Origin of the sequence: Paenibacillus piri (assembly GCF_004354045.1) — a bacterium.
Classification (GTDB): domain Bacteria; phylum Bacillota; class Bacilli; order Paenibacillales; family NBRC-103111; genus Paenibacillus_S; species Paenibacillus_S piri.
The window spans coordinates 20138-44172 of sequence record NZ_SMRT01000015.1 but is presented as its reverse complement, the minus strand read 5'-3'; the positions used below and the strand labels follow the sequence as shown (position 1 = coordinate 44172).

24 protein-coding genes and 2 pseudogenes are annotated in these 24035 nt (G+C 52.7%); 9 read left to right on the top strand and 17 right to left on the bottom strand.

Annotated features, from left to right (window positions below):
• Positions 1-119: 119 nt before the first annotated feature.
• A complete protein-coding gene (locus tag E1757_RS25445) occupies positions 120-659 on the bottom strand; it encodes an NAD(P)H-dependent oxidoreductase (RefSeq protein WP_133233491.1) in 540 nt (179 codons plus the stop codon).
• A 243-nt stretch (positions 660-902) separates the two neighbouring features.
• Between E1757_RS25445 and E1757_RS25440 the strand changes: the two genes are divergently transcribed.
• On the top strand, positions 903-1268 hold the full coding sequence (locus E1757_RS25440) for a winged helix-turn-helix transcriptional regulator (RefSeq protein WP_133233489.1): 366 nt from the start codon (positions 903-905) through the stop codon (positions 1266-1268).
• 130 nt (positions 1269-1398) lie between these two features.
• Here E1757_RS25440 and E1757_RS25435 read toward each other — a convergent pair whose 3' ends face one another.
• The 5 genes from E1757_RS25435 to E1757_RS25420 form a co-directional block, all read right to left on the bottom strand.
• Positions 1399-2307 (bottom strand): zinc-binding dehydrogenase, encoded by a 909-nt coding sequence (locus E1757_RS25435; RefSeq protein WP_133233487.1) that lies wholly within the window; start codon positions 2305-2307, stop codon positions 1399-1401.
• A gap of 9 nt (positions 2308-2316) precedes the next feature.
• Positions 2317-2469, bottom strand: coding sequence for a hypothetical protein (locus E1757_RS36000; RefSeq protein WP_165972285.1), 153 nt, complete (start codon positions 2467-2469; stop codon positions 2317-2319).
• Complete coding sequence (locus tag E1757_RS25430) at positions 2469-3221, bottom strand: AAA family ATPase (RefSeq protein WP_133233752.1); 753 nt, start codon at positions 3219-3221, stop codon at positions 2469-2471. Before E1757_RS25430 ends, E1757_RS36000 begins: the two co-directional genes overlap by 1 nt.
• Positions 3222-3398: 177 nt before the next feature.
• Positions 3399-4184, bottom strand: coding sequence for a class I SAM-dependent methyltransferase (locus tag E1757_RS25425; RefSeq protein ID WP_133233485.1), 786 nt, complete (start codon positions 4182-4184; stop codon positions 3399-3401).
• A gap of 101 nt (positions 4185-4285) precedes the next feature.
• Positions 4286-4762 carry a NanQ anomerase/TabA/YiaL family protein gene (locus tag E1757_RS25420; protein WP_165972284.1) on the bottom strand — a complete coding sequence of 159 codons (477 nt, stop codon included), beginning with the start codon at positions 4760-4762 and terminating at the stop codon, positions 4286-4288.
• A gap of 238 nt (positions 4763-5000) precedes the next feature.
• Between E1757_RS25420 and E1757_RS25415 the strand changes: the two genes are divergently transcribed.
• Entirely contained in the window at positions 5001-6551 is a 1551-nt protein-coding gene (locus E1757_RS25415; protein WP_133233481.1) for a CAP-associated domain-containing protein, read from the top strand.
• A 198-nt stretch (positions 6552-6749) separates the two neighbouring features.
• Here E1757_RS25415 and E1757_RS25410 read toward each other — a convergent pair whose 3' ends face one another.
• Together E1757_RS25410 and E1757_RS25405 are read right to left on the bottom strand one after the other, a co-directional pair.
• Positions 6750-7727 (bottom strand): aldo/keto reductase, encoded by a 978-nt coding sequence (locus E1757_RS25410; protein ID WP_133233479.1) that lies wholly within the window; start codon positions 7725-7727, stop codon positions 6750-6752.
• A 116-nt stretch (positions 7728-7843) separates the two neighbouring features.
• A pseudogene (locus E1757_RS25405) lies at positions 7844-8154 on the bottom strand (response regulator); the annotation flags it as partial.
• A 310-nt stretch (positions 8155-8464) separates the two neighbouring features.
• Here E1757_RS25405 and E1757_RS25400 point away from each other — a divergent pair.
• Both E1757_RS25400 and E1757_RS25395 read left to right on the top strand, forming a co-directional pair.
• Positions 8465-8659, top strand: coding sequence for a hypothetical protein (locus E1757_RS25400; protein ID WP_133233477.1), 195 nt, complete (start codon positions 8465-8467; stop codon positions 8657-8659).
• Between the two features lie 186 nt (positions 8660-8845).
• The gene (locus E1757_RS25395) at positions 8846-9238 is read left to right on the top strand and encodes a hypothetical protein (protein ID WP_133233475.1); all 393 of its coding nucleotides are present in this window, start codon (positions 8846-8848) and stop codon (positions 9236-9238) included.
• A 277-nt stretch (positions 9239-9515) separates the two neighbouring features.
• Here the strand turns inward: E1757_RS25395 and E1757_RS25390 are convergent, their stop codons facing one another.
• On the bottom strand, positions 9516-10532 hold the full coding sequence (locus E1757_RS25390) for an NAD-dependent epimerase/dehydratase family protein (RefSeq protein WP_165972283.1): 1017 nt from the start codon (positions 10530-10532) through the stop codon (positions 9516-9518).
• 377 nt (positions 10533-10909) lie between these two features.
• On the opposite strand from E1757_RS25390, the gene E1757_RS35995 reads away from it, so the two are divergent.
• Both E1757_RS35995 and E1757_RS36630 read left to right on the top strand, forming a co-directional pair.
• On the top strand, positions 10910-11083 hold the full coding sequence (locus E1757_RS35995) for a hypothetical protein (protein WP_165972282.1): 174 nt from the start codon (positions 10910-10912) through the stop codon (positions 11081-11083).
• A 92-nt stretch (positions 11084-11175) separates the two neighbouring features.
• Positions 11176-11340 (top strand): annotated as a pseudogene (locus E1757_RS36630) (NUDIX domain-containing protein); the annotation flags it as partial.
• Positions 11341-11866: 526 nt separating this feature from the next.
• Here E1757_RS36630 and E1757_RS25380 read toward each other — a convergent pair.
• From E1757_RS25380 to E1757_RS25360, 5 genes are all read right to left on the bottom strand, one after another.
• On the bottom strand, positions 11867-13390 hold the full coding sequence (locus E1757_RS25380) for an extracellular solute-binding protein (protein ID WP_133233750.1): 1524 nt from the start codon (positions 13388-13390) through the stop codon (positions 11867-11869).
• 726 nt (positions 13391-14116) lie between these two features.
• On the bottom strand, positions 14117-14986 hold the full coding sequence (locus E1757_RS25375; RefSeq protein WP_133233469.1) for a sugar phosphate isomerase/epimerase family protein: 870 nt from the start codon (positions 14984-14986) through the stop codon (positions 14117-14119).
• A 155-nt stretch (positions 14987-15141) separates the two neighbouring features.
• Positions 15142-16119 carry a Gfo/Idh/MocA family protein gene (locus E1757_RS25370; protein WP_133233467.1) on the bottom strand — a complete coding sequence of 326 codons (978 nt, stop codon included), beginning with the start codon at positions 16117-16119 and terminating at the stop codon, positions 15142-15144.
• A gap of 188 nt (positions 16120-16307) precedes the next feature.
• Positions 16308-17675, bottom strand: coding sequence for a sensor histidine kinase (locus E1757_RS25365; protein ID WP_133233465.1), 1368 nt, complete (start codon positions 17673-17675; stop codon positions 16308-16310).
• Positions 17672-18358, bottom strand: coding sequence for a response regulator transcription factor (locus E1757_RS25360; RefSeq protein WP_133233463.1), 687 nt, complete (start codon positions 18356-18358; stop codon positions 17672-17674). Before E1757_RS25360 ends, E1757_RS25365 begins: the two co-directional genes overlap by 4 nt.
• Before the next feature lie 226 nt (positions 18359-18584).
• Here E1757_RS25360 and E1757_RS36250 point away from each other — a divergent pair, with 226 nt between their 5' ends.
• Positions 18585-19001: a DUF6220 domain-containing protein gene (locus E1757_RS36250; RefSeq protein ID WP_246079490.1), complete on the top strand. Its 417-nt coding sequence runs from the start codon at positions 18585-18587 to the stop codon at positions 18999-19001.
• Positions 19002-19037: 36 nt separating this feature from the next.
• Positions 19038-19589, top strand: coding sequence for a hypothetical protein (locus E1757_RS25350; RefSeq protein ID WP_133233461.1), 552 nt, complete (start codon positions 19038-19040; stop codon positions 19587-19589).
• 156 nt (positions 19590-19745) lie between these two features.
• On the opposite strand, the gene E1757_RS25345 is transcribed toward E1757_RS25350, so the two are convergent.
• Both E1757_RS25345 and thrS read right to left on the bottom strand, forming a co-directional pair.
• The gene (locus E1757_RS25345; RefSeq protein WP_133233459.1) at positions 19746-20255 is read right to left on the bottom strand and encodes a DinB family protein; all 510 of its coding nucleotides are present in this window, start codon (positions 20253-20255) and stop codon (positions 19746-19748) included.
• Positions 20256-20424: 169 nt separating this feature from the next.
• A complete protein-coding gene (gene thrS, locus E1757_RS25340) occupies positions 20425-22338 on the bottom strand; it encodes a threonine--tRNA ligase (protein WP_133233457.1) in 1914 nt (637 codons plus the stop codon).
• Between the two features lie 772 nt (positions 22339-23110).
• On the opposite strand from thrS, the gene E1757_RS25335 reads away from it, so the two are divergent.
• Positions 23111-23434: an ArsR/SmtB family transcription factor gene (locus E1757_RS25335; RefSeq protein ID WP_133233455.1), complete on the top strand. Its 324-nt coding sequence runs from the start codon at positions 23111-23113 to the stop codon at positions 23432-23434.
• A 322-nt stretch (positions 23435-23756) separates the two neighbouring features.
• Here E1757_RS25335 and E1757_RS25330 read toward each other — a convergent pair whose 3' ends face one another.
• Complete coding sequence (locus tag E1757_RS25330) at positions 23757-23993, bottom strand: DUF3977 family protein (RefSeq protein WP_133233746.1); 237 nt, start codon at positions 23991-23993, stop codon at positions 23757-23759.
• Between the last annotated feature and the right edge of the window lie 42 nt (positions 23994-24035).

Sequence of the window (24035 nt, the reverse complement as noted above, 5' to 3'; positions counted from 1 at the left end):
GGTTGAATCTTCCGGATCACATCCCAATTTGAAGTCCCTTCAACCTGCCTAATTGAAGCAGAGCCGCTCCAATGCCGCCAGCTTGTGATTTGGCATGCTTTAATCTTCCTTAAAATCAATTAATGGACGAGCATGCGCATCGAAGTCTGGATATGCTCCGCATAGTTTGCCGCCTCTTGCGCGAGAAATGCATCCGTACCTTCATCCGCATTATAAGTGACGAAAGGGGGAAGATAGGTTCCGTTGCAACGGGTGAAGGTGCTTTGAATCGGCCTTAAAAGCTCGCTGATTGTGTACCAATTGGAACCCCCCGAACGGTATCCCCGTTCCGTACCGCCCGTCGTTGTAGCGACCATAAACTCTTTGCCTTTCAAATGATCGCCACCGGGTCCAAAAGCCCAGCCAAACGTCAGTACGTCATCAAACCATTTTTTTAAAAGCGGCGGGCAGCTGTACCAAAAAAAGGGGAACTGCACCACAATCCGGTCATATTGAACCAGCAGCTGTTGTTCCCTCTCTACATCGATGTTCCAATCGGGGTACTCCCGATAAAGGTCGCGAAAATAAATGCTGTCGTGTTTTTTCAGCTCAAGGGCAAATGCCCGATTGGCTCGGGATTGTTCCAGATTGGGATGCGCGGCGATAACCATAATTTTCATGACGGTCATCCTTTCTTATTTTTTTGCAGCATCGCGATGTGCATCCCCATTATGGTGGAGATTTTCATTTTTGCAAAGTACGCTTTTTAATCATACTAGGTCCCGTGTGACGTACTATAGGCGCTCATGATAAGTACGATAAACCGTACTAAGTACGATAAATCAGCGTACTGTATTAATTCCGGATACTTTGCTATAGTAACAACTAAGAAGATTAACATCTTGTGATCGGGAGCTGAGGAAATGCGGGAAGGAATTCGCGATTCCAATACGACGGAGGGGATATTGGCCACGCTGCAGGTGATCGGAGGAAAATGGAAGCCGCTCATTTTGTTTATATTGCTGTATGAAGGCACGAAGCGGTTCGGGGAATTAAGGCGGCTGCTCCCAAATATCACTCAAGGCATGCTCACCAATCAGCTTCGCGAGATGGAACGGGACGGACTGATCGTGCGCCAGGTGTATCACGAGATTCCGCCCAAAGTCGAATATTATTTATCGGATCACGGAAAAACGTTAAGCTCGGTTTTGAGCGATATGTGTGGATGGGGATTTAGTCATATCGAATTTATGAACAACGCGAACAGGGGCGACGCGAATACCCTTTGATAGCAATGGGAAAAAGACACCGGCAAAGGTGTCTTTTTCGTTCCCGTACATGCCGTTCCGTTCGAACGCTTATGCGCCTGCTAGCAGCTTCCGTCCTGTCGTCGCGTTTCACAAAAGGCCGGAAATCGGCCTACAGCTCGACCACGATCCGACCTCGAACTTGACCCGCCAGCAGCTCCTCGGCCGCCTGCGGCACGTCCTGAAGGCGGATCGTGCGGCTGCCGATCCACTCAAGCAGTCCGGCGGGCTTCAAGTCGGCGGCCATCCGTTCCCATAAAGCGCGGCGGCGCTCGATCGGGTATTGCACGGAATCAATACCCAACAGATTGACGCCGCGCAGGATAAACGGATGTACCGTCGTCGGAATCGCACCGCCGCCGGTCAGCCCGCTGACCGCTACAGAGCCGCCGTAGCGGATCGAGGCGAGCACGAATGCGAGCCCGCTGCCGCCGACCGGGTCGACCGCGCCGGCCCATTGCTGCTTCTCCAGCGGCCTGACGGCAGCCGCTGTGCCGCCTTCCGCCGCCGCTGCGCCCAGGCGGCCGACAACCGTGCGGGCTCCGAGCGCCCGCAAATAATCGTGCTCCGCGGCCTTGCCCGTGCTGGCCGCGACATCGTAGCCGCGCGCCGCCAGCAGCGCGACGGCGCAGCTGCCGACCCCGCCGGTGGCTCCGGTTACGAGCACCGGGCCGAGCCTGGGATGGAGCCCGTTATGCTCCATCCGTTCAATCGAGATCGCCGCCGTCAGCCCGGCGGTACCGATCGCCATCGCTTCGCGCGGCTCCAGCTCCGGCGGCAGCGGCACGACCCAGTCGGCCGGCACCCGCGCCAGCGAGCTGTAGCCGGGGATATGCGGGTACGAACGGACGATGCCGCCGTTCGGCCGGCAGGCCAGCCCGTCTTTATAGTTCAAGCCGGAATAAAGGACGCGGATCAGCACCTCGCCCTCCGCCGGCAGCTCCTTCTCCTCCAGCTCCCGTACGCCGATCGTAAACCGGCCGTCCTCTTGATCGACCATCAACGCCTCAAACGGTTTCATATGCAAAGCTCACGCTCCTCGGATCGAATTTGCGAATTCATTTGGAAATCGGACCGCAGCTCCTAATTGCTGCCATTGATTGTTCATGCCGTGAATCGTCAACGAAATGAAGCGCTCCTGCACAACGGCCGTCTTTTCAAGCGCAAGCCGCTTGCCGGCCATTACTCCCCGTCCTCCTCATCTTCGGCGAACAGCTCGCGGAAGATGGAACCGCGGTTTTCCAAAAACCGGCGCGTCAGCTGATAATGCGACGTTTCCTCGTAATCGATCTCGCGAATCGGCCCTTCGTCAAATGAATAAATTTGCGCATCCGGGTACCCGAGCAAAATGGGCGAATGCGTCGCCACAATGAACTGCGAATCCGGACTGAGACGTCGGAATACGGACAGCAGGCTTAATTGGCGGGCCGGCGACAGCGCCGCCTCGGGCTCGTCCAGCAAATAGATCGCCTTTCTCCCGAAGCGGTTGCGGAACAGCGACAGGAACGATTCGCCGTGCGATTGCTCGTGCAGCGATTTCCCGCCGTATGGCGCGTAAAATTCATCTCGGTACCCCGGCTGCTCGCGCACCATTTGATCCAAATAATTGGCAAAGCCGAAAAACGACTCCGCCCGCAGAAAAAAACCGTTCGTCACCTTGGGACTCCACGACAGCCGGATAAAAGGCCCGAAATCGGACTCCGTCCCTTCCAGCTCGTAAGCCTGATTGGTGCTGCCGCCCGCCGTATGAAAGCCGCACTGCCAGGCGACGGCTTCCAGCAAGGTCGACTTCCCCGAGCCGTTCTCCCCGACAAAGAAGGTAACGGGCTCTCTCAGCCGCAGCCCTCTCGTCCCGGCAAGCGCAGGCACCGAAAAAGGGTAGCGCCCGATAGAGGGGAATTTTTCACGCAGAATCGTAATTTCACGTAAAAACAGACCCATGGTTCTCCTGCCTTTCCAACGAAAATTGGCGTTCTTTCTAATGCATGTCCTCTTCATCATACCTGATCGGCATGCACCGGGTCGAGCGAGCCGAGCAATCCGCTATCCATCCGGCTCAAAAATAAATAGGATGGCCGTCTTCCGACGCGCCACCCTTATCTATGCTGCAGGCTAACCCTGCAGGTCTTCCGCCTTTCGCGCCTTAAGCAAAATCGCCTGGCCTTGGAAGCTTGCAAGACGCCCTTCCCGCTCCACGATCGCGAACTGCCGCTTCAACTCCGGCGTCGCCTGCAAAAACGTCTGCTCCAGCCGCTGCTTCGCCGTCTCGGTCATATTCATCCGGTCGGCCCATGACTGGAATCCGAACGTTTTGGGAAATGACGTCAGCAGCTCTACGGTTAGCCCGGCGTGCTCGACCAGACGGATCCATTCGGATTTTTTCCATGCACGGTAATGGCTCGGGTCTCTCTCTTTCTCGACTTCGTTGTAAAACTGGTCGTACTCCGCCCGTTCCGGCGCCACATTATCGATCAGCAGCAGACAGCCTCCGGGACGCAGCACGCGCGCCGCTTCGCTTGCAAATGCGCCGACATTCGGGAAATGATGCGCCGCAATCCGGCACGCCACACGGTCGAATTCGCCGTCGGCGAACGGCAGCTGCTCGGCGTCTCCGTGGACGAAATCCACGTTATCAAAGCCGCTTTGGGCGATAAACGACTGGGCTTCCCCCAGCATCTCCGCGGTTAAGTCGAACGCAGTCACCTGCTTCACCACCGGCGCAAACAGCTTGGCTACATGGCCGCCCCCGGTAGCAACGTCCAGCAGGCGCATGTTGGAATCCGCCTCGGCAACCTCAAGCAGCATCGCCAAATCATGCCCTTGCGCATGAATCGGACTCGATACATATTTCAACGCATTTTGCCCGAATTGCTTTTGAACCTCACGTTTGACATCCATCGATTGCCCCTCCCGACCTTAAGCAGTGTGTATGCGGCAGGTTTCCACCCGATCGTTGGAAGGGCAGCAACCTCGCGGTCCTGTCCTTCCCGGAGCCGCCCCTATTCGAACAGCAGCGATTTATGAATTTTAAGAACCACTTTACGGATTTTTTGCTCTTGTCCGGCACTGCAGCAAGGACGGTGAATATCGCCGGGATAAAATACCGTAAACGAACCCGGACGAAGCCGGATCGCCTGCTCTTCGGCTACCGTACTGTAAAAGGCAATGTCTCTCGCGGCGAAATCTTCCTCGCTGATCACCGCATCCGCGGTCAACGGCGCAACCCGGATCACTTCGTCGCCCTCCAGTAAAAACTGGATATCCGTATACGTCTGGTGCGATTCAGGACGCTGCTTTTCCCAAGCCAACGTTGTCGGCTCCTGCAGCAGGGCGAACATCCGGTCACCTTCAATGTCATAACGGCCCGGCTTCAATGAACCGAAATCCGTACTTTGAATAAACTCCAGCCCACGGTTAATCGCTTTCGGGTACACCTGCTTTTCCCGTTCCCAATTCGTTAAATCGCTAACAATCACTTGTACATCCGCCTCCTGCTCTGAATTTTCCGTATGCCTTGCAACCCAAGTATAAACCTGTTCGAACTTGGTGAAAAGCATTTCTTGCCAGCTTCTTCTCCCGATTACCGCCCGGTGCCCTTCCCGTCTGGACATTCCCCGGCCGGACCCATACAATAAAGGAATAACGAAAACATAGGATTGCAGCCTATGTCCTTTATAACCGCTTTCTCGCGAATTTTCCCGGAGGTAAAAACCGATGAAAACCAAACTTGCCGCATTTCTGCTGCCCGCCGCTGTTGCGCTCTTTGTATCGCAGCTATTTACGGATGTTCCGGGCCATTCCGCCGTTCACGCGGCCGAAGCGCCCGTCTTTTCCGATACGTCGAGCCATTGGGGCGCTTCGGCGATCGCCTGGGGCGTGCAGAACCATATCGTCGACGGCTATGCCGACGGCAGCTTCCGGCCCGATGAGCCGGTATCGGAACCGGAGTTTCTGGCTATGCTGCTGCGCGCTTACCCTGAGATAAAGCTCCCTGACGCCGCAGCCGGTGCCGCTTGGTACAAGCCTTATTACGATGCGGCCGATACCCGCAAATGGCCTGTACTGCACAATGCCGATCCGGCCAAGTTCAACCGCGGGCATGTGGCGCGGATCATTACCGCTTCCCAGAAAGGGACGCAGAGCTTGAACGATTCGATCCGTTATTTGCTTGACCAGGGCTTGTCCGGAGGAAAAACCGCCGCTACGGTGGCCGGCTACCAGGCCGCGGACCGATTGTCCCGGGCCGAAGCGGTGCAGTTTATCCGCAACCTGAAGCTGAAGCAGCTTCGGCTGAGCCCGGACGGAACCGCAGCGCCTGCAGCTCCCGCCGTACCCGCTCCAAGCGACCCGAAGAGCCCGACCGCTCCGGTGCCGCCGCACGCTTCGCCGGCCGGCACGGCGCCGGCTGCCGCGGAAGCCGTCACGGTCAAGGGCATTCGTCTCGGCGATACCGCCGCCGATGTAATCGCCACGCTCGGCGAGCCTGCGCGCAAAGATTTAAGCGAATACGGCTTCCACTGGTACATTTATAACCAGGATTACAGCAGCTACGCGCAGATTGGAATCGGCAGCGACGGCAAAGTGGTCGGACTGTATTCCCCTTCCGCCAACTGGCAGCTCAACGGCCTCACGGACGGAAGCGCCAAGAGCGCCGTTCAAAAGCAGTACGGGCAGCCGTTAGCCTCCATCACCAAGGGCAACACCCGGCTGATGATGAATTACGGAAAGGGCGAGTACGGCACTTACGAAACGGACGATGCCTACGTCACCTTCTTTTACGATCTGCACCGAAGCAATGTCGTCACCAGCGTTCAAGCTATCGCCAAGCCAGCGGAAATGGCGCTGACGACGTTTTATCCGGAGTCGAGCGATACGCTGATCAACGCTTATGAGCGCCAAATTTTCGACTTGGCCAACGCTGTCCGCGTCAAGCTCGGCAAGCCCGCCTTCGTCTGGGACGACAAGGTCGCGTCAACGGCGCGCAAGCATAGCCGGGACATGGCTGATCACAGCTTTTTTAACCATACGAATTTGAGCGGAGCGTCGCCATTTGACCGAATGAAACAGGACGGCCTCACGTTGCAGGCCGCCGCCGAAAATATCGCCGCCGGCCAAACGAGCGCCATTTTCGCCCATGAAAGCTGGATGAACTCGGAAGGCCACCGCATAAATGTGCTCAGCGATATTGAACGTCTCGGCGTCGGCGTCGCCTTCGGCGGCAAAATGTCGATCTACTACACGCAAAACTTTTATACGCCGAAGTAATCCTGCCTGATCCCGCAGTACCTTCATACCGGAGCAAACCGGAAATGTCCCTGTTCAAAACGAAAACCTTCAGGCTTCTCCGCATCATATGCGGAAGCCCGAAGGTTTTTTAAACTTTTTAAAAGTCCCTCATCGCCGTCGAGAAGGGAGTCCTTTGCAGCAGAATTCGGCCTTTGACGTGACATCCGTCCGAAAGCATTACTGCGGCAGCCGATACGAAGCAAAAGGCTTGCCGTATCGATACGGCTCGCTCAGTCGGTCCAGCTCGTCCCATATATGATGGCCAAGCTCCAGCGCAACACTGCTCATATTGTCGGCTGCCTGCTGCACGCTTGTGGCCCCGACGATTACCGTGGCTACCGCCGGCTGCCGCATCAGCCAGGCCAAAGAAAGCGCTCCCGGGGTACAGCCCGATTCCCCGGCCAGCCGGCTCACGCTGCGACCCAGCTCCATTCGGCCTTCATCCAGAAACTTTCCGAAATTCGGGTCCTTGTCCGCTCGCGAGCCCTGCGGCGGCGTATCGGCAGATGTATACTTTCCGGTCAAAATCCCGCCGGCCAACGGGAAATACGGAATTATCCCCACCCCTTGATCGAGACAGAACGGCGTCAGCTCCTGCTCCGGTGTCCGGTCGGCAAGCGAATAGCTTACCTGGGTCGACACATACCGGTTTAAGCCGAGCCGCTCGCTGATGCCAAGCGCCTTCATCAGCTCCCATGCCGCATAATTCGATGCGCCGATATAGCGCACCTTCCCGGATCGGACCATATCATCCAGCGCACGCAGCGTTTCCTCGAGAGGTGTCTGCGGATCGAACGTATGAATTTGATACAGGTCTACATAATCCGTCTGCAGCCTTTTCAAGCTGGCGTCCAGCTCTCTCTGCAGATGGAAGCGCGATGAGCCGCTCTCATTCGGGCCGCTGCCTTTGACCAGCCCGGCTTTGGTCGCGAGTACAACGTCATGCCGCCTGCCGGCCAGCGCCAGGCCGATGATACGTTCCGATTCGGAGCCCGTATAAATATTCGCCGTGTCGATAAAGTTGATGCCCTGATCCAACACCTGATGAATAATTTGAATCGACGTGCGTTCATCGGCGCGTTTGCCGAACGCGTTGGTTCCCAAGCCTAAAGCGGACACCTTCAGGCCGCTGCCGCCAAGACGGTTAAACTTCATATAATCTCAGCTCCTTGTCTATGTATGAAGAAATGCGGATTGCTCATTGATGCTTACCATCCATTATACCACTGCCCAAGCGAAAATCATGCAGCCGATACCGACGATGCCGCGGCCAAAGAAAAAGGCTTGGTGATAGAATCATCCGCCCCCACCTCCAAACCGACAATCTTGTCCATTTCATCGGATTTGGCAGTGACCATAATGATGCCTACCCGGCTTTTTTTCGCAATTCACGGCATACATCGAGGCCGCTCATATTCGGCATCATCCAATCCAGCACCACTAATGCAGGATTCACTTCATTCACCTTTTCAAAAGCTCCCATTCCCGTTCGAGCAGTGACGATGTGGAATCCTTCATTTTTCAGAAAGGAACTCATAAACTCTAGAACTTTTCTTCTTTTATAATTGCTCCCCCTTCTCATTATATCCAAAGATTCTCACGAGCGAGTAAATTACATAAAACGTGCAAATAATCGTAACAAGTTCACAACATTTCTTTGGTATAGTTTAATCCGAGCCAAAAGGAGCAATCATCGAATTGCGGAAGAACTTACGAACTGGGGGATGGTCATTAAATGGCTTACAAACTAGTCAGAAGAAAAAAAGCTTACTAGTCGCATTATACGTTGCTTCAATTGCATCGTGGTTGGCGGTACATTAGGAATGCTGCCGTTAGGAATCTACTTGCATAGCGCGGACAATGGTGATCAGCTTGTATAAACGTTAGCCAGCATGGAAGTCATTGACGAGAATCCGCTCAAGTTTCCGGCATTGCTGAGCTTGCTGACAGGCATCTTGTTGTCCTTGTGGACGCAATGGGGACTGGTCAAGCATTACTGGGTGCTGATTAAACTCGTTCTCACCATTATGACAATCATGATGGGAATTGTACCATTGGATAGCATCATTTGGGGATATGATCCATGAGATGGGGTTTGCAACCTTACAAGACCAAACATTCCAGACAAGATGGACGTCCATTATCATAATGTCCTGTTTTAACTTATTGTGTCTTATGTTCATGGTATTCATTACTTACCTCAAACCATTCGGGAAAATAAAGAAGGGCACGTCTCCCCCCCAACTAAATCACAAGAAAGGAACTGATATTCGTTGAAATCAAAAGATATAGTGAAGGAAAACTGGCCTCTTATCCTTGGACTAGGCGCTTTAGCGCTGATAAGACCCATCATGAAGATGACTGGGGTAATAGACATCATTGGACAACAATTCGGAAGCATCCTAATGACGGTCCTCATTTCCTTGGCTTGGCTTATTATCGTCCTTATGAAGAAAATCCCCAATCCTGTTGCCATTCTTGTATATGCGGGCTTGAGTTATGCATTCTTCGCCATATTACTCAGCGGTATCTTGTCTCCTATTTTGGACGGGAAATTACAAGGTCCTTTAACTAACCCGCTTGCCATTGTAAGTGTCTTTGCAACCAATGCGATCTGGGGCTTAATTATTGGTGGAATTGCTAAAGCGCTAAGCCGAAAAGGATAACTGCAATTCGTATCAAGGATAATCGGCTTCACCATCCTTCTAGGACGAGCACGTTTATCAAGGTTGTGTGAACAAAAAAGAACCCCGCATGCCGCAACGGCCGGGGGTCTGAAATATTTTATATATAAAAAAGGGGGTCATCTGTTATTATAAGCGTTAATTATTAATACACGATGAACCTAATATTTCATTTATGTTACAAAAGCTTTCCGGTTACAACATTGATTGGAGGCACATCCGGTTTTCCTCGTTCGGATGTTTGGTCGGACTTGCTGCGTTATACGTTCAGCGCATCCATCTGCCTGCCCCACTGGGCGTGCAAATCCGCCAGCCGATCCTCCAACGCGTCTTTGTCCGCATCCACCTTGTCCGCTTCGGCTTCGTACCAGTCCAGCATCATCTGCAGCCCTTCGTTCAAGGAGATCGCCACCTCGAAGGAGGGGATATCCCGTTTGACTTTCGCATTGTCCATCAAGCCGGAGTAACCCTTTTCATAATACAGATGGGCAAACAAACCGGGGTTCGCACGAATTAACAAGTCGGACGGAATATGTACAATATTCGGCTCGATGCCGAGAATGCGGCCAAATTCCAAATACAAATCGTTCCACACCCGAACTTCCTCGTTGGTGGCATGATAGGCTTGGCCGAAGGTCCGTTTGTTGCCTATTGCGCCGACGAACGCCTTCGCCAAATCGGGTGCAAACGTAAAGCTCCATGGCGTCGTACCGTCGCCGAACATGACAAGCGGCTTGCCGCTGCGAATGCGATGGACGATATTGTAATTTTGCCTCAGCACGCCAAGATTCGCCGCGCCGACGCCATAGGTCAAGGAAGGACGGATAATGGTGACGGGCAGCTCGCCTTCGCGGATCACCTGCTGCAAATATCGCTCCATTTGCGCTTTTTCGTAAGCGTACCCGAAAACCGGATTATCGAACAGCTCCTCCGCATCCTCGCGGATCGGATTCGATCTGTACGGCCGTTTGTATACGGCGACGCTGGAGCATATGATCAATTGTCCGGCACTGTGTTTGAACGTTTCGACCGTGGAGCGCGCATCCGTTTCGTTAAAGCTGATCATATCGATAACCGCATCGAACCTGCGGCCTTCCATCAGCTTCGCGAAGCCTGCGCGGTCGGATTTATCGCCATGGATCCATTCCACATCGCCGGCGAAAGGAAGCCGTTTCGTCCCCCGGTTAAACACGGCCACCTCGTGGCCGGCCATCAGCCCGCGTTCGACAATTTGCCGGCTGATCACACCGGTTCCCCCTAAAATTAATGCTTTCAATTGCTTCACCTCTTTTAGCAAATTAGTCATGATGCCATCGATGCATAGATGCCTGAAAAGCGCTTGCAGGTCTTCCTCGAAGGAACGCATCCGCCTGAAAAGCTTGCCCGATTGCCGGGCTCTCTTCCTATGATACAGAAATGCGTCCCTTTTTATAAGAACTTACGGGAGGTGAATTTAATAACCTGATCGTAACTAAGTTTCAAAAGAATATCTTCTTCGCCCTCATAACGGGTCCCGGGCCTGCCTTTCCTTTTTAGCCCCATTTGATCGACTGCCCATACGGCCGGCCTCCTCCTGCAGCTGTGCATAATGATTAGATTACCAATTTAAGGGAACACTACATACCAATCATACCAAGAAAGGAGAATCGCGCGATGGAAGCCAACATGGGCATTGATGATGTGCTGGAGCAGATTAGCCAGATGAAGTCCAGCGGCCAGCCGCTGAACAAAAAGAAAGTCAAACAATCGCACCCGGAGCTTATGCAAAATGCGTTGTTTTACTTTCCGAGCTGGGAGCATGCGCTGAACACGGCGGATAACTTGTAAATTGGCATAGAGGCCGGCATGTGGACTGCCGGTCTCTATCGCGGCATGGTTTCTAGAGGCAAACGATTGATTTCCTCCATTCGATCCGTATAATGACAGTAGTGCTGCTTTTAAAGAGGCAGAATACCGGGTTTGAAGATGGAAAATGGAGTGTTGACGCAGGAAGGATGGACGGCGGCGAAGAGGTTAAAGCGGCAGCCATCCGCGAAGCGAAAGAAGAGGCCGGCGTGGACATCGACCTTTCCGATGGGGAGGTACTGGTGAAGCTTTTTAATCCTCCTCATCCCATTTGCGCGAGTAAGCTTTCTTCGTTACCCAAAAGGTCAGTCCGCATACAATCGCTATTGTAATGATACCCAGTACAATAATACCGCCAGTTCCCAACTGTACTACCTCCCGTCATTTTAAATAACCATTTCATTATAACACGGTTCAATCGATCGGCAAGCCTTGCGCCGGGACAGGCAGGCTTGCCCGATGTGCGGTTCAGTACGCGGCGCGTAAGAGGAATAAACCGGAATGCCAAACAGACGGCTCATTACGAGCCGTCTGTTTGTTCGTGTCCAAAGGCAATGGCGCGCAAGTACTCAAGCGGATCTGCCAAAGAAACCGTCTCTTCCATGAATAAAAAGAGCGGCTGTTTTTTTCCGCATGTGGTCGACCGCCGTCATGCAACGCCACACCGAGCGCTGGGAGCTGAGCGCGGTGCGAATCCGTTACGTGCCGTGAGGCAGCGCGAAGCAGGACGGCTGACCGTCCTGCTTCCACTTCATATGAACCCAATTATTTCGCGGCTTTGTTTTTAGCCAAGGCAGCTTCAAATTCTTTAATCAGGTTGTCGCCGCCGGCTTTGCGCCATTTGTCGATGGCCGCCTGGAAGCCCGCATCGTCCAATTTACCTACGATGTAGTTCGTTTCCGCATCCCACATCATTTGATCCAATTCCTTGCCGCGCTCGGAGTAAGTTTGGGAAGACAAGGTTAAAGTAGGGTTATGAACAGCGTTTTTCAAATTATCCGGCTCCATTTTATAGCCCTTCATGGCCAACGGAGTATCCTTCAATTGAGGCACGTTGTACGTTTCAAAGTTCAACAGGCTGTCGCGGTACGGCTTAACTTCACGGTTAAATGCAGTCAAATCAACCCATTCAACCATATTATTGTCAGTTTTTTTGAAGTGGACGCCTTCAATACCGCGTTTTTGCAGCGTCGACATATCAGGCTCCAGCAATTTATCCAGGAATGTTAAAATCCGTTTCAGCTCCGCTTCGGTTTTTACAGCTGATTTTGGAAATACCAGTAATCCGTTATACCCGTTTTGCGCAGCAACTTTCTGTCCTTGAGGCCCTTCCCAAGGAGTGATATCCAATTCAGCTTTAGGATCGACTTTAACTAAACGGTCTAGGATATTCGCTGCGTTGGTAGCGACTCCATTGATTTTCATGAAGGCACGGCCGGATTCGAAAAATTTATCCATTTCCGTAGAGTCCAAGGCAGGGAAGTCCTGGTTGATCAGCTTTTCAGCGTATAACCGTTTAAACAATTTCAATACATCCATAAATTGCGGAGTCAGGAACTCCGGTGTAAGCTTGCCGTTGCTGTCGGCTCCCCAGCGGTTAACTCCGCCTTGGCTTACGGCCATCCGGGTCAACACAGAGTTTTGGCCCTCGTTATATTTTTTATCCAACATAAAGGCATACGCATCATTTTTGACCGTTTTAAGCGTTTTTGATACGTTGTACCATTCATCCAGCGTTTTCGGCATCTTTAAGCCCAGAGCATCAAAGGTGTCCTTGCGGTAAATATTCGCCGGGCGTGCGATTTCACGGTATTGCGGAATTCCATATAGCTTGCCGTCAACCTTAATATTTTCATAGTACTGCGGATTTTGGGCCGCCAAATTTTTATAATTTTTAAGCAGCGGTCCCACTTCCCAGAATTGGTCGCCCTGAATCGCGTTAATGACAGTCGGAACATAGTTAACCATCAAAATTTTCGGCAATTCGTTGGACGCAATCATGACGTTAATTTTCTCATCATAGGTAGAAGCCGGAACCCATTGAAAGTTTAGTTTAGTGTTGGTGCCCTTCTCAAGAGCCTGTTCAATTGCATTTCCTTTCGCCGGAATGTCCCCTACTTGTTTAACGACGATAGTTAAATCCAAGGGTGTCGTATCTTCCTTGACGGCACCTGCGTTCGAACCCTCAGCCGCGCCGGATTTTGCAGGCTGTTCGCCGCCGCAAGCAGCTAAAAAGCCCATGGCCATGGTGATTGACCCCATCGTTGCGATCCACTTTTTATGTTTCATTTGTACATCACGACTCCTTTTCCTCTTTATATAGGGTTTAGATTTACCCAAACCTTCCCGGGTCCGTTCTGCTGCAGACGACAATTTGTTTGTAGAAAATAGTCGATTCGACAGCAAAATTGAATGCGCTTCCACCTGGCTTCTTTAAAAACGCATCGACGATAACGCTCTTAAACAAATGAAGCATACGGTTTATTTGTAAGCGCATAACTTCAGACTTGCAAGGCAGGTTCTTTTCGCCGGACCGGGCAATTGCCGCACCGGATCCGGGATGTCTTTGCGGTAAGGAAAGTATACCTTTCTTTTTTCGTTTCAAACAATCATCTTTTTTTAACTTCCGAAAAAACGCCCGACACCCCCGACGGCATAAGCTTTTAGCGCATTTTTCGATGCGCTGGTTCCAAGGTCTCATATGGGTTAAATCCGGAAAAAATTAATTTTTGACTATGACTGTAATCGATTTGAAAACGCCCGTTTCTTCATATTTTATGCCTTCCATTGCCCATTATAGGAGAAGATCCGCCATCATTCTACATCCAATTTATGTCATAACGGACAAAGGCTCCGCCACCATATAAAAAACATCAGTCCCATGGAACTGATGTCTTGGATCGGCCCGAATCGGCCTCATTTCAACTGTAGATGACGCGAAAGTTAAATAAAGTCGATCGATTTCGATCAACGCCGGAGGCGTGCCGGCATGCTTTTCGCTTCTCAAGCAGCGGATTAATGGAAGTATAACGCCAAATGCTCGTAAGCCTTTTGAATGCCCTGCCATTCGTTGTCCGCCGTGCCCCTGAACCGGTGATCCTCCAATTCGATGCAAATCGGGCCATTGTAGCCCAAGCGGTCCAGCCGGACCGCAACCTTGGCCCAGTCGACTTCCCCATGCCCCGGAATCGTATATCGCCAAAAGCCGCCCGAATCGTAATATTTCGTACCGAAGGTCGGCGCTACGACGCCGAATTCATACAGGTCTTCCCGAATAATTTCCGTATCCTTGCCGTGGCAATGGTTGATCCGCTCGCCGAACTCGGTCAGCGCCCGCAAATAATCGATGCCAAGCCATACGAGATGGGACGGGTCGTAATTGAGCCCGAAATGTTTGGACGGGACCGCCTCGAACATAGCTCTCCACATCTCGGGCGTGCAGCCGATGGTTGGCAGCTCCGGCCCGGGCCCGGGCCAGCCCTCAATCGCGATGTAGACGCCGCTGCGTTCGGCATGCCGAACGACTTCGGGAAACGTCTCCTTCCAAATCGCGAATGTTTCGCGCCGCGGCACGGAACGATCCGCCGGGCACAGGCACATGAACATCGTCTTCACGCCGAGCGAAGCCATGACGTCCATCTGTTGTTTCACCGCATCGACCGCCTGAGCGCGCAGCGACTCGTCCTTGCCGATCAAATAACCGACCTGTACCGCATCCACCGACCCGATTTCCAAACCGTTGCGATCGCATATCTGCTTGGCCTCCGGTGTCAGCTGTCCGATATCCAGCACCTCAATCCCGATAGCCGACGCCTTCCCGGCATAATGCTCTATCCCGGTTTCCTTGATCTGCCTCGGTATGCGCATTCCGATTTTCCATTTCATACGGTATCCGTCCTTTCCTTTCCTTTTCTCGTGATATGCCCGTTATTTCGAGACTTACACCACTGTATCAGTGGGAATGGAAGCGGCTTTTCACATGCAAATTCATATCCGAGCAGGGGGACAGAAATCCAAAAATGACGTTTTAGGACATTCCCTTATTTCGCCGTATACTGTTTGACCATTTGTTCAATGACCCAGCTGGTTCTCGCACCGCTGATGCCGTCGCTTGGACAGACCGTTTGTTTTCCCGTCAATTCGTCGACAATCGATTGGATTAGCGGCTGCTGCACATGGGGCGGATGATCGATCATCCATGATTCGGTTCGGTCCCCTGTCGTCAGGACGATAGGCTTATCCTGCAAGGTGGAGAAGGAAAGCTTTCCTTTCGTCCCGATAATCTCGTTCAAATCCATTTCCGTATAAGCAGCGTAGCACCACGTCCCCATGCCGTAGACGCCCGATGCAAACTTGTACGTTCCCGTAACGATGTCTTCAGCCGCGTATTGCCCTCCCTGATTGTCCGCCCGACCGTCCGCCTCCGTAATCGGCCCGAATAGAAAATCGAGCAAGTCCAGCGTATGGCTGGCCATATCGAAGAACAACCCGCCGCCGGACAAGTGCGGCTGCACTCTCCACGGCAGCTCGCCGCCGTAATCATTCGCTTGTCGCAGCTGCGTGCTTGTAACGAAACGAACCTCGCCGATCGCGCCGCTCTTGAGCAGTTCCTGCACCTTCAGAAATCTCGGCAGCGCGCGCCGGTAGTAGGCGACATACAGCGGAACGCGAGCTTGCTCGCAGGCGGTGATCATCTGTCGGCACTCCGCATAATCCATCGCCATCGGCTTCTCGACGTAGACCGGCTTGCCCACCTTGGCAGCTTCAATCGTATATTCCTTGTGATGTGCGGGAGGAGTTGCGATGTAGACGGCGTCCACCTCCGGGTCATGGATGAGACTTTGCGCATTGTCGTACCATTTGGGCACGCCATGGCGTTTCGCATAATCCTCGGCCAATGCGCCGTTCCTTCTCATGACGGCAACAAGCCGCGAATTTTCCGCCTTCCGAAAACCGGGCCCGCTTTTCACTTCCGTTACGTCTCCGACACCGATAATGCCCCAACGAACCGTTTCCATAAACGATACCTCCACTTTGCCGATTGATCTTGGCAACCGTCTGTGATTTATTTCGATCTTTTGATTACGTCTCGGCCAAACCGATGAACGGCGGCATTCCCATAATCCGGATGTTAACGGATGCTCCTGGGCGTGTCAATATATTTCCAATAAGAAGTATATTTCCAATAAGAAGGAAATATGGCTGCTTATAGCATGCCTGTGTTCTGCCCATGATCAAGAGCTATCCATCCCGTAAATTCGGCCCCTCCTTGCGGCAGATTGCGGGCGGTAAGGCCGCCGCCGTGAGCCGTCAATATTCGAACGGCGATCGTCAACCCCAGCCCGGTTCCCCCGGTCTCGGTATTTCGGGACGCCTCCGCCCTGTAAAATGGATCGAAAATATGCGGCAGGTCTTTCTCCGATATGCCCGGCCCCGAATCCGCAACCGAAAAGACGACCCGCTCCCGTTCCATATGCCACTGCAGCCGGACCCGGCCTTCCGGCGCCGTGTACCTGATCGCATTGTCGAGGAGGTTGCCGATGGCGCGCTCCAGCAAATGATCGTCTCCCTGAATGACGCAGTCCTCCCTGGGACCGTCTACTGCGATGTCAATCCGCTTGGACTGGGCGAGTGGTCGGAAGGCATCAAGCGTTCGCTCCAAAATCGGGTACAGCTCCTGACGCTCCTTATGAACCGAAAGCTCCGGCACATCGCTCTTAATATATGAAAAAAGATCGGACACCAGCCGCTCCATCCGATCCGCCTTCTGGACGCATAACGACAAGTATCTTGCCGCCTGCTCCGGGTTTTTGACAAGCCCACGCTCCAGCCGGAGCAAAAAGCCACGCAGCGCGAACAGCGGAGTACGCAGATCGTGGGCGATCGCGCCGATATAAAAGCGGCGCTGGTGCTCCAGCTCGGATTGGCGCGTCACCGACTGCTTGATGCCGCTGCCGAGCGACTCCAGAGCCGTCCGCACCTCGTCCACCTCCAATACGGCGGAATGCGGCAGCTTGAAATCCAGCTCACCGCCGCCGATCTTCCGGGCCGCCGCGCTCATCGCCTCCAACGGCTTAACGACATAACGCCCCATCTGCCTCCATATCAACAGGATGATTCCAGCTGCTATAATAATAGATACAACGGTAGGCAGCACAGTCTCCCGATCGGGCACGTACATATAGACGGTCCCCACCACCTTGCCTTCCTCCGTTACGATAGCTTGCCGGTCGGGGGTACCGTTGAAGCGGATGAAACCGGACCTGAAAATTTCGTGTCCCGACGCATCGAGCAGCTTCAAGCCGATCGCCGGATGGTTGAGCCTTTGCCGCAACGACTGCTGCCATTCCGCCTCATGCCAGCGCTCCACATGGCCCGACGCCTCAAGCAGCGCATCGTTCAACGCAGCATCCTGCGCCTGGTGGCGCTGCTGGATAAAGCCCCCCGGCATCCAGCTGTCGAACAGCTTGGGAAGCGGATAGAACAACCGCGGCAGCAGCAGCAGCAGAAGCATCCCGATAAGCATAAATGTACGAATGCGCCGCATTCTTCCGCAATGCTTCACGCCGCTCATTTTCGCACTCCCTCAAACCGGTATCCGACGCCCCATACATTGACAATCCATTTCGGCAAAGACGGGTTATCCTCTACCTTCTCGCGAAGTCGGCCGATGTGAACGGTGACTGTATGCTTGTCCCCGACACCGTCCCAAAAACGGTCCAACAGCTGGTTGTATGTAAAAACTTGCCTCGGATATTCCGCCAGACTGCAAAGAATGTCGAATTCTTTGGGCGTCAAGGAAAGCGGCTTGCCGTCCAAGGACGCTTCATGCGCTTTTAAATCAAGCACCAGCTGCCCGAAATCGAGCACATGCTCGTGCTGCTTTCGGCCGCTGCGGCGGAGGACAGCTTTGATCCGCGCCACGACCTCCTCGGGCGTGGCCGACTTGACAATGTAGTCGTCGGCGCCCAGGCTGAAACCGCGTATTTTATCCATATCCTCATCCCGTGCGCTGAGGAACAGGATCGGCGTTTCGCTTGTGCGGCGAATATGTCTGCACAAGTCGAAGCCGCTTTGTCCCGGCATCATGATATCCAGCAGCACGCAATCGATGCGAATCCGCTCCAGCGCCTCCAGCGCTTTCCTGGAATCGGACGCCGCTTCTACGCAAAACCCCTCGTCCTCCAGAAAATCCCGCATCAATTCCAAAATGGCTTGATCATCATCTACAAGCAGCACCGTTTTGGGGGTACTCATGGGGGCCTCCTTCACCTGATAGCATCCAGACTTCATATTTCCATCCATTGTATCATGTTCATCGGTTTCCATGCTCACTTCCGGCGATTCGAGAAGGCTTGTGATCGTATTGTGACCGATTCCTCCATTCCTTTGTGAGAGTTGCCGTCTACAATAGAAACCATCCGGTCGTATGCAAGCTGTGGGGGATTGCTGCGGCTTACTTTTGAATGAAGGGGGAATTCCCGTGGAACAACAAACAAACCCTATTACCGTTGACATCGTTAAGCCGTCCGCTCTGGTACGGGTAGGTCGGGCCTTCTATACCTTGTTTGCATGGTTGTTTCTTATTTGTATTGTCGGGCAAGTTTTCCTGGCGGGCATGGCCGTTTTCGTCAACCCGGCCGATTGGGGGATGCATAAAGCTTTCGTGCAGCTTTTCGCCATGGTTCCGCTTATGATGTTTCTGCTGTCTTTGGTCGGACGTATACGCGGTTCCAAGCGCTGGGTCAGCCTTGGGCTGCTGGCGCTAATCGTGCTGCAGTTCATGACCATAAACGTATTCGCTTCCGTGTGGGTTTTGGCTGCGCTTCATCCGGTCATTGCGCTGCTATTATTTTGGGGTTCCGTTATTACAGTAAAAACTCGCGCGTCGCAGGTATAAGCTGCAAACGATTTACCGATCGTACTAAGGGGGAGTATGCAGCCTGTTCGGCTTGGAAAGGAGCTGATTTCGTTAAAGCTTTCGAAAAATCAAAAGAAGTGGCTGTTAACCGCCCATCTTGCATTCGCCGGTATTATGCTTGGAGAAACGGTTGTTATCGTGATCCTGAGCATTGCCGCATTGTTTGCGGACAACCGGGACGTGCTTCAAGCTTGCTATACCATCTTTCATCTGTTAGCCCGAACAGGTGTCCGGGCAGCGACGATCGGTACAGCAGTCACCGGCATCCTGCTTTCGGTGCTGACTCATTGGGGATTGTTTCGCTACTATTGGATTATAGCCAAGGAAGGATTAACATTGTTAACGATCGTGATCGGCCCAATCGGTTTTTACATCTGGAGTCTGAAGGGTCTTTCCATCGTATCAGCGGAAGGTCTGGGGGCAATGCTGCTTCCTGAATTTAAGGTGAATGCGATTCAACTGTGGATCGGACTTGTGCTGCAAGCCGTTTCTCTCGTATCCATGATTGCAATTTCCGTCTTTAAGCCGTGGGGGCAAAGAAGCTCCACGATCACCCCTAATTCATAAGCAACGGGGCGGCCGACCTTCACGTTGCTGCTTGCGCCGGCTGAAGGCCGGCTCCGCAAGAGCGCTGCTCGATTGGCTGCGCAGATTGCCGGCAGGAGCCGATGGCTCCTTGACAGCGTGTGAATCGGGAGCTGCTCCGCAGGAGCGGCGAGCCCATCAGTTTGGCCCGACGTGCCAGAATAAGCCGAGCTCCGTCATGACCGAGGCATGCCCCATTTGCCGCAGCATCGCCGTGATATTGCCGCGGTGGTACGTTCCGTGATTGACCACCTGAAGAATGATTTCCGTCACGCTGGTATCCCGTATCCCGGCGTACGGGTTATCCAGTGTCAACGTTTGTTCCAAATCGGGCTGCTGACTGAAATAAGCCCGGTACTTCTCCGCCAACTGCGCGTATAACGCCTCCAATTCGCCGATGCTTTTCGATTCCGTCTGTTCCTTCAACGGGCCGTGGCCGACGGACAGCGCCTCTGCCATGCTTGCTCCGGAAAGAATGTCAAACCAACAGAGGTCGGTCAAATAAATATGGGCCATGACCTTGGATACGGTAGGAAATACGCTTTGCACCTCCTGATTGTACACTTCCGGGAGTTCCTTTAACCGTCCGAACATCGTTTGATTCGCCCAAACATGGTAGTCGTGCATGTTCACCGCTGTATGCTTCATTGGAAAAAACCTCCCGTTTGTCGTTTCATTTTATTGCGATTGCTCTATATGGCTATTATACGACGGCTACCCTGACAACAGTTTGTCAGGAACGCTTCCCTCCCCTCCGCTTTTTTTTCACTTGACTTTCAAACATGCAGCGAGCCCATTCGTTTACGTATATCCCGGATTATATACGCGCTTGTATCTCTTCCTTAATCCCGTTAATCAACGGGTCCAACAGCACGGAATTGCTGCCCGTTTCCCCATATTTTCTAACCGAAACGGCTTCGTGCTCCAGCTCCGCGTTGCCTGCAACAAGCGTATAAGGGATTTTTTGCAATTGCGCGCTGCGGATCTTATATCCCATCTTCTCGCTTCTGTTGTCCAGCTCTCCCCGGATGCCCGCTTGCCGCAATGCCGCAACAACCCGCCGGGCGTAGTCCGCATGCTTATCGGAGACAGGGATTACCATGGCCTGAACCGGGGCCAGCCACACTGGAAACGCACCTGCGTAATGCTCGATAAGAATGCCGAAGAAACGGTCGATCGAACCGTAAACGGCACGATGAATGACGATCGGATGCACTTTTCGATTATCTTCGTCTACATAATGCAGGTTGAATTTCATCGGCATTTGAAAATCGAGCTGAATCGTCGCACACTGATGGCTGCGGTTTAACGCGTCTTTAATATGAAAATCGATCTTCGGCCCATAAAACGCTCCGTCTCCCGGATTAAGCTTATAATCGATCGCAAGCTCCTGCAGCACTTGGCGAAGCGCCCCTTCCGCCCGCTCCCACAGAACGTCGCTGCCCATCGATTTCTCCGGTCTTGTCGACAGTTCAATCGTGTATGAAAACCCGAATACGGAGTACATTTGACCGATCAGTCGAATCACTTGTTTAATCTCTTCTTCAATCTGATCCGGTGTCGCGAAAATATGCGCATCGTCCTGACAAAACGTGCGGACGCGCAGCATGCCGTTAAGCGCCCCGCTGAATTCATGCCGGTGCACTTGCCCGAATTCGGCCATCCGTATCGGCAGATCGCGGTAGGAACGCAATTGATTTTGGTAAATAAGCATATGTCCGGGACAATTCATAGGCTTCAGGGCGAAACTCCGGTCATCGATTTCCGTAAAATACATATTTTCATGATAATGCTCCCAGTGCCCGGACTCCTCCCAAAGCCGCTGGTTCATCATCAACGGCGTACGAACTTCTTCGTAACCGTATTGCAGCTGCAATTCTCTTGACAACCGTTCCAGCTCGTTGCGGATCACCTGGCCTTTGGGCAAGTAAAACGGCATACCGGGAGCTTCCTCTGAAAACATGAACAGCTCCAATTGTTTTCCCAGCTTCCGGTGATCCCGCTTTCTCGCTTCCTCCAGGAAGGCCAGGTAAGCATCCAGCTCCGACTTATTCGAAAACGCCGTTCCATATATTCGCTGCAGCATCTTGTTATTGCTGTCGCCGCGCCAATAGGCACCCGCAACGCTCAACAGCTTGAATGACGATAGTTTACCGGTCGAAGGAACATGAGGCCCGCGGCAAAGATCGACAAACTCTCCCTGCTCATAGAGCGCAACCTGTTCGCCTGCCGGTATATCCCGGATCAGCTCCAGCTTTAAATTATCCCCTATCTGTTCAAACACATGTACAGCTTCTTTCCCGGTTACAATCCGTCGGTGAATGTCGTAATTTTCCGCGGCGATCTTTTTCATCTCGGCTTCAATACGAGCAAGCTCCTCTACCGATATGGTTGCGGACGTGTCGATATCGTAGTAGAAGCCGGCTTCGATTACGGGCCCGATCCCCAGCTTCACATCGGGATACAGTCTCTTGAGCGCCTGGGCCATCAAATGCGCGGCGCTATGGCGAATGATGTACAAGCCGTCCTCGTCGTCCGCAACTACAATTTCAATCGTGCCGCTTTCGTGAATCGGCGTGCGCAGATCGATCAGTCGACCGTTCAGCCTTCCCGCGATCGCTTTCTTCGCTAAATTGCTGCCGACTGCCGCCGCAATTTCCATGGAAGTCACCCCGGCGGACAATTCCTTTCTCGCCCCATTCGGAAATTCAAGCTCAATCATTGATTTCATGCGAGTTCACCCCTCTTATTAAAATAAAAAATACACCCATCCCGGTAAGGGACGCGTGCATTCGTGGTTCCACCCTAATTCGATTCGCGATTTGCGCGAATCCTCGAGTTTCTGTAACGGGAATACCCGGCGACCTATACTCTCATGCCGAAGCACGATTTCCAGATCACAGCTACAAGGGGGTAAATGCCGGCGACCACCGAAGGGGATTGCAGCCGTTGTCCCCTCTCTCTGCGCGGTGTCGTTCAGGATTCATGTCCTTGATCAAAGCTCAGATCTATTCGTTTTTTCAATTCACCCAACAAAAAATGCACCCATCCCGGTAAGGGACGCGTGCATCGTGGTTCCACCCTAATTCGATCCGCGGCTTGCGCGAATCCTCAAGTTTCGGTAACGGGAATACCCGGTGATTTATACTCTCATGCCAAGGCACGATTTCCAGATCACAGCTACAAGGGGGTAAATGCCCGGAAATCGCCGAAGGGGATTGCAGCCGTTGTCCCCTCTCTCTGTGCGGGATCGCTCAGGATTCATGTCCTTGATCTCAGCAATTAATTTTTTCAATTATATGCATAATGAACAGTTCCTGTCAAGCTTTGGAGCTGTATGAAAACCAATTCGAATATTCATTTGCGGGAATATTCCATTTATGGTATGTTTTAATTAGAGATAATGCTCGAACCATGAATGCGGGAGGATTGATATAAGCTGAAACCTATACATTCACTCGCGATTTATACAGAGAATCGATTTATGAAGGAATAATCTTGCTATGGATACAACAACATTAAGCGCACTTGCCGAGCCTAACCGTCTGCACATCGTTGAATTGCTGCGGGAAGGTCCCCTTACCGTCGGGGAAATCGCCGAACGGCTGCAGCTCCGTCAGCCCCAGGCATCCAAACATCTCCGCGTTCTGCTTGAGGCCGGGATCGTCGAGCTGCACGCGGTCGCCAACCGGCGGATTTACAGGCTTAAGCCGGAGCCGTTCCGGGAAATGGACGACTGGCTGGATTCGTACCGCCGTCTCTGGAAGGAGCGATTCGACCGCTTGGACGCTTACCTTCAGCAATTGCAGGATAAGGAAAAGAAATAACGGGCTCGGAATGATTTCATTCATTTGAGGGGAACCGGTTGATCGGCCGACGATTAAGCCGCTGGCTGCAATACCAGTCCGAATACATCGGCGATAAGTACAGCTGCATGGCTTTTGAGTCCGGCGGCCGACTATATTTTATATGGCCGGTCAGCCGTACCGCCCCCTCTCTGAATGCTCTATCATAGCTGTGATCGACGTTAGTTCCCCATATGAGCGGAATGGAAGGAGCCGATCACGCGTTTGAAATCCGGAGATGAAGGTAAACGCTGACGCTGCTTCACAACGGTTCTGCCCTTAGCGGCAGTTAACCGCCGGACTTTCAGAGGCTTGTTATCCCTAAAATAAACTTTACCGCATTCCGGTTTTTCCTGCTTATTTTTATACCTTGCTTCAAGTCCGCAATGAGTACGGTTTTGCCTAACCAAATCCTTACATAGAACGAGCGGAACGTTATCGGACCGACGATACCTTTCTGTTCGAATTCCGTCCCGTCATCCAGCTCGGTTTCAGTTCGGACAAGCCACGTATTGCCAAAACCGAATTCAATATATTTCAGCGCGCATCCCCCCACGAAATTGATGCTTCTACCTTCGATACG